This is a genomic window from Streptomyces botrytidirepellens, assembly GCF_003721215.1.
Taxonomy (GTDB): Bacteria; Actinomycetota; Actinomycetes; order Streptomycetales; family Streptomycetaceae; genus Streptomyces; species Streptomyces himastatinicus.
This window is the reverse complement of sequence record NZ_RIBZ01000800.1, coordinates 1-13,473: the sequence shown is the minus strand read 5'-3', so window position 1 is coordinate 13,473 and position 13,473 is coordinate 1. Positions and strand designations below refer to the sequence as shown.

Annotated in this window: 10 protein-coding genes and 1 pseudogene; 5 read left to right on the top strand and 6 right to left on the bottom strand. The window is 72.6% G+C overall.

The genetic code is table 11. The features are described from left to right. The coding region (locus EEJ42_RS41055) for a PucR family transcriptional regulator ligand-binding domain-containing protein (RefSeq protein ID WP_184503513.1) at positions 1-623 on the bottom strand (623 nt) is incomplete at its 3' end. A gap of 219 nt (positions 624-842) precedes the next feature. On the opposite strand from EEJ42_RS41055, the gene EEJ42_RS41050 reads away from it, so the two are divergent. From EEJ42_RS41050 to EEJ42_RS41035, 4 genes are all read left to right on the top strand, one after another. Then, positions 843-1,733 (top strand): FAD binding domain-containing protein, encoded by an 891-nt coding sequence (locus EEJ42_RS41050; protein ID WP_123107232.1) that lies wholly within the window; start codon positions 843-845, stop codon positions 1,731-1,733. Then, positions 1,724-2,239, top strand: coding sequence for a (2Fe-2S)-binding protein (locus EEJ42_RS41045; protein WP_123107231.1), 516 nt, complete (start codon positions 1,724-1,726; stop codon positions 2,237-2,239). Before EEJ42_RS41050 ends, EEJ42_RS41045 begins: the two co-directional genes overlap by 10 nt. A gap of 2 nt (positions 2,240-2,241) precedes the next feature. After that, positions 2,242-4,611 carry a xanthine dehydrogenase subunit D gene (gene pucD, locus EEJ42_RS41040; RefSeq protein ID WP_123107230.1) on the top strand — a complete coding sequence of 790 codons (2,370 nt, stop codon included), beginning with the start codon at positions 2,242-2,244 and terminating at the stop codon, positions 4,609-4,611. A 351-nt stretch (positions 4,612-4,962) separates the two neighbouring features. After that, positions 4,963-6,387, top strand: coding sequence for a glycoside hydrolase family 6 protein (locus EEJ42_RS41035; RefSeq protein WP_246097687.1), 1,425 nt, complete (start codon positions 4,963-4,965; stop codon positions 6,385-6,387). A gap of 59 nt (positions 6,388-6,446) precedes the next feature. Here EEJ42_RS41035 and EEJ42_RS41030 read toward each other — a convergent pair whose 3' ends face one another. Next, the gene (locus tag EEJ42_RS41030; protein WP_123107229.1) at positions 6,447-7,331 is read right to left on the bottom strand and encodes a phosphatidylinositol-specific phospholipase C; all 885 of its coding nucleotides are present in this window, start codon (positions 7,329-7,331) and stop codon (positions 6,447-6,449) included. A 182-nt stretch (positions 7,332-7,513) separates the two neighbouring features. On the opposite strand from EEJ42_RS41030, the gene EEJ42_RS41025 reads away from it, so the two are divergent. Beyond that, positions 7,514-9,241, top strand: a complete 1,728-nt coding sequence (locus tag EEJ42_RS41025; protein WP_123107228.1) for a hypothetical protein — start codon at positions 7,514-7,516, stop codon at positions 9,239-9,241. A 64-nt stretch (positions 9,242-9,305) separates the two neighbouring features. Here EEJ42_RS41025 and EEJ42_RS41020 read toward each other — a convergent pair whose 3' ends face one another. The 4 genes and pseudogenes from EEJ42_RS41020 to EEJ42_RS41000 all read right to left on the bottom strand — a co-directional run bounded on the left by EEJ42_RS41020 (position 9,306) and on the right by EEJ42_RS41000 (position 13,373). After that, positions 9,306-9,947: a cutinase family protein gene (locus tag EEJ42_RS41020; RefSeq protein ID WP_123107227.1), complete on the bottom strand. Its 642-nt coding sequence runs from the start codon at positions 9,945-9,947 to the stop codon at positions 9,306-9,308. A gap of 81 nt (positions 9,948-10,028) precedes the next feature. Next, positions 10,029-11,339, bottom strand: coding sequence for a PucR family transcriptional regulator (locus EEJ42_RS41015; protein ID WP_123107226.1), 1,311 nt, complete (start codon positions 11,337-11,339; stop codon positions 10,029-10,031). Between the two features lie 122 nt (positions 11,340-11,461). Continuing rightward, positions 11,462-12,027 (bottom strand): annotated as a pseudogene (locus EEJ42_RS41010) (alpha/beta hydrolase-fold protein); the annotation flags it as partial. 332 nt (positions 12,028-12,359) lie between these two features. Further along, positions 12,360-13,373: a magnesium and cobalt transport protein CorA gene (locus tag EEJ42_RS41000; protein ID WP_123107233.1), complete on the bottom strand. Its 1,014-nt coding sequence runs from the start codon at positions 13,371-13,373 to the stop codon at positions 12,360-12,362. Positions 13,374-13,473 lie beyond the last annotated feature (100 nt).

Here is a 13,473-nt window from a genome sequence, read left to right as displayed (position 1 = left end):
GGGCCGCGGCGCCCGGCGCGCCGGGCGGCCAGGTGCTCACCGGCCAGCCGGGTGCGGACCGGCTGCGGCAGCTCCGCGGCCCCGGGGCCGGTCGGCCCGGCGATCGGGCGGCCGGTGGGGGAGAGCACCCAGGCGGCCAGGTCGAGGTCCGAGCCGAGCAGGTCGAGCACCACCTCGGGGCCGCCGCCCGCGGCACCCGGGGTCATCAGCCGCCGGTGCCGGTCCACCACGGCGGCCAGGTCCCCGGCCCGCTCGCCGGAGACCTGGCGTACGACATGCTCGGTGATCGACGCGAACGCCACGTCCTCGACCACGGAGAACAGCGGCAGCCGGTGCCGCGCGCAGGCCAGCACCAGGTCCTCGGGTACGGGGCCCAGCTCGGCTTCGCCCGCCGCGAGCCCGGCCACCCCGGCGGCCGCCAGGATCCGTACGAACCGCTCGGAGTCGTCCGGCTCGCGCCGCCACGCCAGCCCCGTCAGCACCAGTTCGCCGCCCGACAGATAGCGGCTCGGATCGCGCAGATCGGTGGTCATCACGCCGCGTACGGTGCGGTCCAGCTCGTCCTCGCCGCCGAGCAGGCGCAGGCCCAGGGCATCGGTTTCCAGCAGTGCGCGCAGCCGCATGGTGGTGCCAGCCGATCTCGTCTTGTCGCTCGTGTGGTGTCACCGGTCGAATACCGCGAGGTTTCCATTCCCCGTCGTTCGTTCGAATCTACAAGACCAGCCCGCTGGCCAGCCAATTGCTTCATGTCTTCGGTGACTGCCCTGGGGGCCCGCGGCCGGGTCTACTGGACTGGGAGCCGCGTGCACGAGTTCCTTCAGGACTGGTGAGAAGAGAGGCCCATGGACTTCCTGCGCCCCGCCGACTGGCCGGAGGCGCTCGCCGCGAAGGCCGAGCACCCCGACGCCGTACCCATCGCGGGCGGCACCGATGTGATGGTCGAGATCAACTTCGATCACCGGCGGCCCGAACGGCTGCTGGATCTGACCCGTATCGGCGAACTGGAGGAGTGGGAGACCGGCGAGCGGGCGGTCCGGCTGGGCGCCGGCGTTCCGTACAGCCGGATCATCGAGCGGCTGCACCCCGAGCTGCCCGCCCTCGCGCTCGCCTCGCGCACCGTCGGCTCGCCGCAGATCCGCAACCGCGGCACCGTCGGCGGCAACCTCGGCGCCGCCTCGCCCGCCGGGGACGCCCATCCGGCGCTGCTGGCGGCCGGGGCGGAGGTGGAGGTGGCCTCGGTGCGCGGCACCCGGATGATCCCGGTCGAGGAGTTCTACACCGGGGTGAAGCGCAACGCGCTGGCGCCCGACGAGCTGATCAGGGCCGTCCACATCGAGAAGGCCGACGGGCCGCAGCAGTTCTCCAAGGTCGGCACCCGCAACGCCATGGTCATCGCGGTGTGCGCGTTCGCCCTCGCGCTGCATCCGCGCACCCGCACCGTACGGACCGGCATCGGCTCGGCCGCCCCCACGCCGGTCCGGGCCCGGGCGGCGGAGGACTTCCTGAACGCGGCGCTCGCCGAGGGCGCCTTCTGGGACAGCGGCGAAATTATTCCGCCCGCGGTCGCCCGGGAGTTCGCCCAGCTGTGCGCGGGCGCGTGCGACCCCATCGACGACGTACGCGGCAGCGCCGCCTACCGCCGCCACGCGGTGACGGTCATGGCGCGCCGCACGCTCGGCTGGACCTGGCAGGCGTACCGCGAAGGCGAAGGGAGGGCCGTGGCATGCGCGTGAACATGACCGTCAACGGGCGGCCGCAGCAGGCCGACGACGTCTGGGAGGGCGAGTCCCTGCTGTACGTGCTGCGCGAACGACTGGGCCTGCCCGGCTCGAAAAACGCCTGTGAGCAGGGCGAATGCGGATCGTGCACGGTCCGGCTCGACGGGGTGCCGGTGTGCGCGTGCCTGGTGGCGGCGGGTCAGGCCGAGGGGCGCGAGGTGGTGACCGTCGAGGGGCTTCCGGAGTACGCGGAACGACGTGCCTCCGGTGATGCCGGGGCAAGCGCGCTGGCCCCCGTCCAGCAGGCGTTCATCGACGCGGGCGCCGTGCAGTGCGGCTTCTGCACCCCCGGCCTGCTGGTCGCCGCCGATGAGCTGCTGGAACGGCACCCCGACCCGTCCGACGCCGACATCCGCGAGGCGCTCTCCGGCAACCTCTGCCGCTGCACCGGCTACGAGAAGATCCTCGACGCGGTGCGCCTCGCCGCCGCCCGCACCTCGGCGTCCGGGGAGGCGAGCTGACCATGGGACCCGACCGCGCCCCCACCACGATCACCCAGGCCCATCTGACCGAGAGCCGGGGCAAGGGCCACATCGGCGAATCCACCCTCCGCCCCGACGGCACGCTCAAGGTGACCGGTGAGTTCGCCTACTCCTCCGACCTGTGGCACGAGGACATGCTGTGGGGCTTCACCCTGCGCAGCCCCCACGCCCACGCCGAGATCCGGTCCATCGACATCAGCGGCGCGCTGACCCTGCCCGGCGTCCACGCCGTCATGACGCACGACGACCTCCCGGCCGCCACCCACTACGGCCTGGAGATCCACGATCAGCCCGTCCTCGCCAAGGACCGGGTCCGCTACCACGGCGAGGCCGTCGCGATCGTCGCCGCCGACCACCCCGAGACCGCCCGCCGCGCCGCCGCCCGGATCAAGGTCGAGTACGCCGAGCTGCCGCTCGTGGTCGACGAGGCCACCGCCACCGCGCCCGGCGCGCCGCTGCTCCACCCCGACCGCACCGACCACCACGCCGCCCACGCCCCCCACCCCAACGTCGTCCACCGCCAGCCCGTGCGGCGTGGGGACGTCGCCGCCGCCAAGGCCCGCGCCGATGTCGTCGTACGCCGGGACTACGAGGTCGGCATGCAGGACCAGGCGTTCCTGGGCCCGGAATCCGGGCTCGCGGTGCCCGCCGAGGACGGCGGCATCGACCTCTACATCGCCACCCAGTGGCTGCACGTGGACCGCGACCAGCTGGCCCCGGTGCTGGGCCTGCCCGCCGACAAGGTGCGGCTGACGCTCTCCGGCGTGGGCGGGGCGTTCGGGGCGCGCGAGGACCTGTCGATGCAGGCGCACGCCAGTCTGCTGGCGCTCCGCACCGGCAAGCCCGTGAAGATCGTTTACAACCGGTACGAGTCGTTTTTCGGCCATGTCCACCGGCACCCCGCCAAGCTCACCTACGAACACGGCGCCACCCGGGACGGCCGACTGCTCTACGTCCAGTGCCGCATCGTGCTGGACGGCGGCGCGTACGCCTCCTCCTCCCCGGCGGTTGTGGGCAACGCCGCCTCCCTGGCGATCGGCCCCTACGTCGTCGACCACGTGGACGTCGAGGCGCTCGCCCTCTACTCCAACAACCCGCCCTGCGGCGCGATGCGCGGCTTCGGCGCGGTCCAGGCGTGCTTCGCGTACGAGGCCCAGATGGACGCCGTGGCCGAGGAACTCGGTCTGCACCCCATCGAGTTCCGGCAGCGCAACGCCATGGCGCAGGGCGCCGTCATGCCCACCGGCCAGATCGTCGACTCCCCGGCCCCGGTCGCCGAGATCCTGCGCCGGGTCCGGGAGCTGCCCCTCCCGCCGGAGCGCGCCTGGGAGACGGCGGACGGGGACGTCGACGTCCGCGCCCTGCCCGGCGGCCTGTCCAACACCACCCACGGCGAGGGCGTGGTGCGGGGCGTCGGCTATGCGGTCGGCATCAAGAACGTCGGCTTCTCGGAGGGCTTCGACGACTACTCCACGGCCCGGGTGCGCCTCGAGGTCATCGGCGGCGAGCCCGTCGCCCTGGTCCACACCGCGATGGCCGAGGTCGGCCAGGGCGGCGTCACCGTCCACGCCCAGATCGCCCGTACCGAACTCGGCGTCAGCCGGGTCACCATCCACCCCGCCGACACCCGGGTCGGCTCCGCGGGCTCCACCTCCGCCTCCCGCCAGACGTACATGACCGGCGGCGCCATCAAGCACACCTGCGAGGCGGTGCGCGAGGAGGTCTTCCGCCGCTGCGGCCTGCCGAGCGGTGCCGCGGGGCTGCTGCTGCGGGACGGCAAGGTGGTCACGGACACCGGCGAGGTCGTCGCCGACCTCGCGGACCTCCTCGGGGACGACGCGATCGACATCGAGAAGGAATTCCGGCACCGGCCCACCGAGCCCTTCGACCTCACGACCGGTCAGGGCTTCGGCCACGTCCAGTACTCCTTCTGCGCCCATCGCGCCGTCGTCGAGGTCGACACCGAACTCGGCCTGGTCAAGGTCATCGAACTGGCGGCCGCACAGGACGTCGGCAAGGCGCTCAACCCGCTCTCCGTCGTCGGCCAGATCCAGGGCGGCTCCACGCAGGGGCTCGGCCTCGCCGTGATGGAGGAGATCCTCGTCTCGGACGGCGCCCGCGTCCGCAACCCGTCCTTCACCGACTATCTGATCCCCACCATCCTCGACACCCCGACCATGCCGGTCGACATCCTGGAACTGGCGGACGACCACGCCCCCTACGGCCTGCGGGGCGTCGGCGAGGCCCCGACCCTCTCCTCCACCCCGGCGGTCGTCGCGGCCATCCGCGCAGCGACGGGACTGCGGCTGGGCCGGGTGCCGGTGCGGCCGGAGCATCTGACCGGTACGTGACGCGCTCCCGGTCCCCGGGCCGGGAGTACGTCGATACGGTCATCTGACGGAACGCCACCCCTGGGCGGGAATCCCGTTGCGCCACTCGGCGGACGCTCGCGTTGCCGGGTCCCGGTTTCTGAGTGAGCCTCAGGAACCGACCCACGCGACCCTACGCGACCCGCCCCTTGGAGTGCGCCCGTGCGAACGAGACGGAAAACCCTCGCCGTGTCGATGGCCGTTCTGGCCGCAACTGCCCTTCCCCTACTGAGCGGTTCGGCCGTTCAGGCTGCCGTACAGGAGCGCGTCGCCGCGCCCTCGCACGGAAGCCCCCTCTACGTCCCCCCGGCCGACCGCGCGTCATACCGTCAGGTGACACGGCTCGCCTGGCGGGGCGACTACCGCGGGGCCTCCGGGCTCCTCGCCATGGTGCGGACCCCGCAGGCGGTCTGGTACGGGGACGAGTCCCCGGCCCGGGTCGCCCGCCTGGTCCGGATGACCACGAGCGATGCCGCGCGGCGCGGCCAGCTGCCCGTGCTCGCCCTCTACAACGTTCCCGGCCGTGACTGCGGCAGCTACTCCGCCGGGGGAGCGCGGACCACCGACGAGTACAAGGCGTGGATCGACGCCGTGGCCCAGGGCATCGGCGACCGCGAGGTGATGATCGTCCTCGAACCCGACTCGCTGGCGCTGCTGCCCTCCGACTGCGAGGGGCAGGCCGGCGAGGACACCCCGGCCGAGGCCACGACCCCGGCCCCGGCGCTCACCCCGTCCGCCCCGGCCGATGCGGGCACGGCGGCGGGCACGACCACGACCGAGCCCACCACGGCGCCCGCGCTCACCGAGCCCACGACGGCGCCCGCGCTCACCGAGCCCACCACGGCGCCCGCGCTCACCGAGCCCACCACCCTCCCGAGCCCGGAACCGCAGCCCGGCACCGTCCCCACCCCCGGCGCGTCCGGCGCCGCCGAGACCCCGGCCTCGGATCCGGCCGTCCCGACCCCGAGCCCCTCCCCGTTCCTCCCCGACGACCCCGCCGACCTCGACAGGGAGCCGGAGGCCGACCCACCGGCGGTCGTCGAGACAGAGCCCGAGTCCGAGGTGGCGACGGAGGCGCAGTCCGGCGGCGACGCCCTCACCGAGGCCCGCTACACCGAGATCACGTACGCGGTCGACACCCTCACGGCCCTCACCAACGCCAAGGTGTACCTCGACGCGGGCCACGCGGGCTGGCACGCCGTCAGCAGCATCGTGCCCCGGCTCGTCAAGGCCGGTATCGACGAGGCCACCGGCTTCGCCCTCAACGTCTCGCACTACCAGACGGACCGGGACAGCGAGCTGTACGGACGGCTCGTCTCGGCGTGCCTGGCCTACGTCGCCGACGGCGGCGAACCGGAGGCCTGCCCCGAGCAGAGCTGGTCGCGGCGGCACCTGAGGGCCTGGCTGCGCGCGCACGAGCCGCACGACCCGTCGGAGATGAAGCACTTCGTCACCGACACCAGCCGTAACGGCCGCGGCCCCTGGACGCCGCGGTACAGCCGGCACGCGGATCCCCAGTCCTGGTGCAACCCGCCCCACCGCGGCCTCGGCGCCCGCCCCACCACCGCCACGGGCGACCCGCTGCACGACGCCGCCCTCTGGGTGAAGACGCCCGGCCAGTCCGACGGCCGCTGCCTCCGCGGCACCTCAGGCCCCTCGGACCCGGTGCGCGGGACGGTGAACCCCGAGGCGGGCCAGTGGTTCCCCGACCAGGCCCTGGAACTCGTACGCTTCGCCCGACCCTCGGTCACCCCCTGACGCACCCGCGACGGTACGGCGGTGGCCCGTCGACCACGAGCCGCCGCCGCACCCGGCCCTCACCCCGCCGGGTTGTGCCGCACCAGCGTGTCGACCAGGCCCGAGGTGGTGTTCGGGAAGTCCATCGGAACGATGCCGAGCCCCGTCCAACCCTGGCTGCCCGCGCCCTCCAGCAGCGTCTTGACCTGCGGGTTGAGGCGGTCCACGTTGGACCGGGGCGGGAGGAGCGCGGCGGTGCTGACGTAGTTCATGTACAGCTTGCCGGGCTGGGCCACCGCCTTCCGGAACTGCGCCTCTATCTTGGGGTACTTGCCGAGCGGCTCCGCCATGTAGTCGTCCTGGATGTCGAACAGCTGCGGATCCGCGTACCGCACGCCCGGCATGTTGCCGGAGTCGGCGAGCAGCACGACCCGGCCGCGGGCCTGCCCCAGGGTCGGGAGGGTGGAGTCGAGGCGGAAGAGGGAGCGCCAGCCCTTGTCGTCGAGGTAGAGGTCGAAGATCCGGCGGAATTCGGCGGCGCTCTCCTCCGAGTACTCCTGCTTGACGCGCATCAGCACGGTCTCGGACGGATGCGCGGAGAGGAAGGCACGGCACGCGCCGAGCACATCGTCGAAGTTGAGGTGCTGGTAGAAGGCGCCGTGGTGGATCGGGAAGGCGTTGTCGAACGCGCGGCAGCGGATGTCCAGGAAGCGGATGCCGCTGTTCAGCTGGTCGGCGATGGTGGTGTTCTGGCACTCGGTCCACGGTCCGCCGTAGCGGGCCCCGGAGTCGTGGGTCCCGGGGAGGGTCAGCCGCTGCACGGGCGTGGCGTCGGCGATCCCGGAAAGCCAGTCCTGCGCGGCCGGCGCCCGGTTCGGCGCCGCGGTGGCGACCCCGCCTAACGCCGGGACCACCCCGGCGGTGGACAGCGCGGCCGCGCCCTTGAGGAACCCTCGCCGATCCATACGCATACTCCCGTCGCTCACCCGCTCGTACCGTGCGCACGGCATCGAAGCACAAACGAGCCCCGGGGAGAACGGCGGAACGAGGAATAGGGGTTGGGGTCTGGTGACAAAGGTGGTGGTGGGTGCTGCGTTCTTGTGAGCATGGGCCGGGCGGGGCCGGTGCGCGGTTCTACGGTCCCCGCATGGACATGAGTCGCAGCAGAGGAAGAACCTCCAGGGCCCTGCGCGGCGCCGTGCCTGCGGTGCTGCTGGCCCTGGGGATGCTGATCACGGGAGCCCCGCACGCGTGGGGAGAGGACGTAAGGACCGAGACGCGGGTGTCGGGGAGCGCGGCCGGTGGCGTGACCGAGAGCGTGGTGCGGGTGAAGGCGCCGCTGCCCGCCTCGTTCGGGGCGCGGCCGGAGGCGTGCGACTGGCTGTCGTATCTGCGCTACCGGGCCACCGACGGGCCCGAGGCCTCGGCCGACGCCGATCGGATCCTCGTCGCGCAGCCGGGGATCCTGGAGGGCGCCGGGGCGTTCGACAGCGTCGCCCGCAACACCGTGGCGCGTGCCGCGGAGCGGGGGCGGCACGTGGAGTTCTGGGCGCTGGACCGGCGGTCCAACTGTCTGGAGGACCGCACCGGGATCGCCTCCGGCGATCAGCACGCGGCCGTCGACTACTACTACCGCGGCAAGCAGGTCGACGGCCGCACCTTCGACGGGTACGTCGGAAACAGCAAGCTGGCGTGGATGGCCAAGCTCGGGATCGAGCAGACCGTACGGGACGAATACGACCTGCTGACGGCCGAGTTGCCGGACCAGCGGACGCGCAAGCAGAAGGTGCTGTGCGGCGGGCATTCGCTCGGCGGGGTGATCACCGGCTATCTGACGGCCGCCGACTTCGACGGCAACCCCGCCACCACTGCCGACGCCGGATACAACCAGTGCGCCGGGTACTTCGCCCTCGACACCACCGTGTCCACCTCGCTCGGCGATCTGAGCGGCAGCATCCCGGACGACACCAACCTGCCCGACATCGGCCTCGGTTACGGCGTGGTGCAGGCGGGGCTCGACAGCGGGGTGCTGTCCCGGACGCTGTCCGCGCCGGTCCTGCTCAACCCCGAGACCATGACCCTGCTGTCCATCGCCGGTCTGGGCGCGGTACGGGATCCGGGCGGCGAGGCCGACCTGCCCGGTTATCTGCCCGCGAACGTCAACATCGAGGCGACGAACCGGTTCCTGTTCTCCAAGGACACCGCCGCGTTCCTCACCGGCAAGCCCGCGGTGAAGGACTTCCGGCTCAGCAACGAGGCGGTGCTCGGCGCGCTGATGGACGACCACTCCGTACCGCTGGCGTTCCTCCAGAGCAGCGCGGGCTTCTTCGACGGCGGGCCGATCGTCGACAAGAGCTTCCCCGTCGCCAACGGCGGTGACGCGCAACCGGGGCTGTTCGGCGTCGAGTACAAGGCCATCCCGGAACGGCCCGGCGGGCCGCTCTACACATGGCGCAATTACGACCGCGTGGGCGACCCCGACGACCCCGGGTACCGGTCGGCGGACGGAACGCCGTTCACCGGCGCGGGCAAGGAGGTCACCGACATCCAGGAGCTGGCCCGCAGCCTGGCCGAACAGCCGCTGGACTTCACCGAGCAGTACTTCCCGACCAAGCTGGTCACCGACCTCCAACTCGCCACCTCGCCGCAGGTGAAGCGGCTCGTCGTCCACCCGAAGGGACTCACCGCCCATCCGACGCTGACCGTGCTCGCGGGCGACGGACTGCTGGCGGGCCGTATCCCCTCCGGCCTCCACCCCGTGGTCGCCGACGGCTACCAGCACCTCGATGTGCTGACCGCGGCGCCCGTACAGAACAACGGCCGCCCCGAGCCCGTCTCCACGAACCTCGCGGAGTTCGCCCGCGACCCGCAGTAGCCCGTCCCCGTACGGGAGAAGGGCCCGGGAGGATTCCCGGGCCCTTCTCGTGCCGTTACGGGGATCAGACCTTGCCCGCGGCGAAGGTGGCCGCCGCCTCCGCGTTCGCGGTGTAGCCGAGGTGGGCTCCCACGTCGAGACCCCCGCTCTGACAGATGGGGTCGCCCTTGGCGCAGAAGTCGATGGTGCGGCTCTGGTAGGTGCCGGTGACGCTCTTGCCGATGGCCCGGATCGGGTTGCCGAACAGCAGCACGGCGGCGACCTTCGGTTCGAGCGCGGCGGGGATCGTGGCGACGATGGGGCTGCCGACCACGGCGCCCGCGCTGCTGATGCCGATCGAGTTGTCGACGACGTTCGCGCCCTGCGAATACCCGACCAGCACGAAACGCTGGTTCGGGCACGCGGCCGCCTGGCTCTTGACGTGGTTCACCATGTCCGCGTTGCCCTGTGCGGCCGAGGTGAGGGAAAGGTCGGCGGGGTAGTTCACCTTGTAGCCGGAGAGGGTTTTGCCGGTGATTTTCTTCTGGAGCGCGGAATACACGGGGTCGCCGACGATGAAACCGAGGTTGCCCGGTTCGAAGGTGCCGCGGGCCGCGACGACGTCGATGTCGGTGCAGGCGGCGGCCGTTGCCGGGGGCGCCGAGAGGGTGACCAGTCCGGCCCCGCCGAGCAGCGAGAGCGCGGCGAGGCCCAGGCGAATACGCATGGGGGATCCTTTGAGGGTGGGGCGCGTGGAGCGCCTGCGAACAAGGACGTCCCGAAGGTATTCGCGTGAACTGACTCAGTGTTATGGCCGGGAATTCAAATAATCCTCGCCTTTTTGTGCGGACGTGAGTCCGGGGGTGAGCGAGGGGAATTCGTTGCGGAGCGCCTCGGCGCGCAGGGCGAGGATCAGATCCAGACGGCCGCCGGGGTCGTGCAGCGCGTCGCCGAACAGCTTCTCCAGCTGCCGCAGGCGATAGCGGACCGTCTGCGGGTGGATGTGGAGGCGGGCGGCGACGTCGGGCACGTTGCTGCCGCTGAGCAGCCACGCCAGCAGCGTTTCGGCGAGCCGTCCGCGCTGGCCCTCCGAGACGGTGGCCAGGGGCGCGAGGGCCCGCGCCCGGAGCTGGGCCAGCATCGGTTCGTCGCTGTGCAGCAGCAGCGTCGACAGGTGGTCGGCGCAGCGCACCACGCCCTGCCGGGGCAGGATCCCGCGGCCCATCAGCCCCAGCGCCCGGGTGGCCCAGTGCAGCGACCGGGCGGCCTCGGTGACCGGGACGGTGGGGCCGATCGCGGCGGGCCGCCCGCGCAGCGCGAGGGTGAGCGCCCGCCCGCCGAAGCCGCCGGAGCCGCCCGTACCCCCGGAACCGCGGGAGGTGCCCTCCGCCACCGGCACCAGCATCCGGGGCGGCCGGGACCCCATGTCCACCAGCGCCCCCGCCGCCGCCAGCGGCCATTCCTCCTCCCGCTGGTCCGGCGTGGCCGCGAGCGCGACGACCGCGACGTGCCCCGGCACCGGCCACCGGGCGGAGTGCGCCAGGTCCTGCACCGCCTCCGGGGCCACCGGCCCCTCGCCCAGCAGCAGTTCGAGCAGTCGGCGGCGGCGCCGCTCCAGCTCGTCGGTGCTGCGCAGCCGGGCCTCCGCGTATCCGGCCGCGGCCGCCTCCGCGACCTCGTGCACGGTACGGAACGCCAGCTCGCCCAGGGCAGCCACGACCGCGGAGTCCAGGCCCAGCTCCTCCGCCGTACGGCCCATCAGCCGCCACGCGTGCAGGCCCCCGACCCGCAGCGCGGACTGGAGCGCGTCCAGGCTGCGGCCCTCCAGCGCCTCGCCGCGCCCGAGTTCGTAGTAGGTCGTCATGATCGAGGCGCCCTGGCCGCCCGGTTCGGCGATGTGGTCGACGAACAGGGTCAGCGCCTGGACGACCCCCGACCTGAGGTGCGCGCGGTACGTCCCGTCGGCCGGACGCGCGTACTCCGGGACCTGTCGGCGCACCTCCTCCTCCACCTCGTCGGCGACGGCCGCCAGCTGGTCGCGCAGCAGTTTGGCCAGTTCGGGAGGGACCGGGGCGGCATCGGGGCCGTCCGGTGCGCTGTGCGGGGTGGGGGCAGCCACGGCGGACCCTCCGTTCAGCCGGAAGCGGCTCACCCGCGGGCCGTTGCCCGGGGCACGCGGGGCGCGTCCGGGGTTGGACGTAAGTCCCCTGCGCTCCGTTCCGTGCCCCGACGGCAGCGGCCTCACTCCGGCACCCCCAGCGCACCGGCGAGCATCGGCCACGACGCGGTGAACTCCCGCTTCCAGTAGGTCCAGCTGTGTCCTCCTCCCGCGTAGTAGTGGGTCGTGACCGGGATGCGCAGCAGCGCGAGCCAGTCGGTGAAGGAGTGGGCGGACGGCCACAGCACGCTCTCCAGCGCCTCGGGGAGCCAGTCGCCGATGCCGCCGACCACCCCGCTGCCGCTGGACACGTACAGCGGTGTGCCGCGCAGCCCCTCGGCGCGGGCCCGCGGGTTGAAGTCGCGCCAGGTGAGCACGTTCAGGACCGGGCTGCCCCACAGGGAGCGGGGCGGCAGCTTCTCGCGGGCCACGATGGCGTCCATCAGGGCGGGCATGCCGGGCGCCATGGTGTCGAGGGTGCCGCTGTACGAGGCCGCGGCGGTGAACGACCCCGGGTGGCGTGCCGCGTGCGCCACGGCGCCGTAGCCGCCGGTGGACACCCCGGTGACGGCCCGGACTCCGGAGGCCCGCAGTCGCGCGCGAGCAGTGCGGGCACCTCGGTGAGCTGGAACGCCTCGTAGTCGGGGCCGACCGGTCAGAGCGGGATGTTGCCGTGCCTGCGCTCCGACATCGCGGCGCGCTTGCCGTGCAGCGGGCGCAGGACGCGGCAGACGTGGGAGCGGGTGTCGCGCGGGGCGAGATCGGCGATGCGGGAAGCCGGGGATGCGGTGGATGCCGGGGATGTTGGGGGTGCTTGGGATGTTCGGAATGTCGTCGCTTCTGGCGTCACAGCCACCTCCGAAGGGGCCCTCGAATATGGCAGCGCAGGAGGGGCGGACCGGGACTATCGCGGTCGGGTGTGGCCGAGGTGAGTCCCGGCGGGCCGGGCTTCGTGCGTGGAAGACAACGGTCCGGCCGGGATCAGAGCCAGTCGCGCCGCTTGAAGATGACGTACAGGCTGACGCACACCACCGCCATCAGCAGCAGCGCGAAGGGGTAGCCCAGCACCCAGTGCAGCTCCGGCATGTGCGTGAAGTTCATGCCGTAGATGGTGCCGACCAGGGTCGGGGCGAAGAGGATGGCCGCCCACGCGGAGATCTTCTTGACCTCCTCGTTCTGTTCGAAGCCCGCCTCGGCCAGCGCCCTCATCTCGGCGTTCTGCTGCTGGGTGACCAGCGTGGCGTTGACGGCGAGGATGTCGGTGAGGGCCGAGCGGAAGCCGTCCACGCGCTCGCTGGTGTGGGTGACGTGGTCGGCGACGTCCCGCAGATAGCGCTGGAGCTCCTCGTCGGTGCCGTACTTGTCGAAACCGGCCATCAGCCCGCGCAGCATCCCCACCAGCGGGCGGGTGGCGCGCTGGAACTCGACCATTTCGCGGGAGAGTTCGTAGATGCGGCGCGACACCTCGGGGTCGCCGCGGAAGACCTCGGTCTCGATCTCGTCGATGTCGTTCTGCACACCCGACACGACCGGGGCGTAGCCGTCCACCACCGCGTCCAGGATGGCGTACAGCACGGCCTCCGGGCCGAGGGCCAGCAGCTCCGGGGTGGACTCCATCCGGGCGCGCACCGCGGACAGGTCCGGGGCGGCGCCGTGCCGGACGGTGATGACGAAGTCGGGGCCGACGAAGACGTGCAGCTCGCCGAAGTCCACCTCCTCGACCGCGTCGAGGTAGCGGGCCGCGCGCAGCACGACGAAGAGCGTCTCGCCGTAGCGCTCCAGCTTGGGCCGCTGATGTGCCTCCATCGCGTCCTCGATGGCCAGCTTGTGCAGATCGAATTCCTCGGCGACCGACAGCAGCTCCGCCTCGGTCGGCCGGTACAGCCCGATCCACGCCATCGCGCCAGGCTCCTCGCGCAGCCGCCGGAAGGTGGCGGCCAGGCCGTCGGGCGTGCCGACCCGGCGGCCGTCGCGGTAGACGGCCGCGTCCACCACGCTCTGCTCGTCGGCGACCGCGGTGCCGTCGACCGCGGCGGGCGCGGTCCCGGCGGACGGCTGATCCGCCCCGACCCCGGAGCGCGGGCCGTGGCCCGCC

What these genes read in the sequence shown, in the direction of transcription:
- EEJ42_RS41050 (WP_123107232.1), top strand. Translation starts at nt 843, where the DNA reads ATGGACTTCCTGCGCCCCGCCGACTGGCCGGAGGCGCTCGCCGCGAAG.
- EEJ42_RS41045 (WP_123107231.1), top strand. Translation starts at nt 1,724, where the DNA reads ATGCGCGTGAACATGACCGTCAACGGGCGGCCGCAGCAGGCCGACGAC.
- pucD (WP_123107230.1), top strand. Translation starts at nt 2,242, where the DNA reads ATGGGACCCGACCGCGCCCCCACCACGATCACCCAGGCCCATCTGACC.
- EEJ42_RS41025 (WP_123107228.1), top strand. Translation starts at nt 7,514, where the DNA reads ATGGACATGAGTCGCAGCAGAGGAAGAACCTCCAGGGCCCTGCGCGGC.
- EEJ42_RS41020 (WP_123107227.1), bottom strand. Translation starts at nt 9,947, where the DNA reads ATGCGTATTCGCCTGGGCCTCGCCGCGCTCTCGCTGCTCGGCGGGGCC.
- EEJ42_RS41030 (WP_123107229.1), bottom strand. Translation starts at nt 7,331, where the DNA reads ATGGATCGGCGAGGGTTCCTCAAGGGCGCGGCCGCGCTGTCCACCGCC.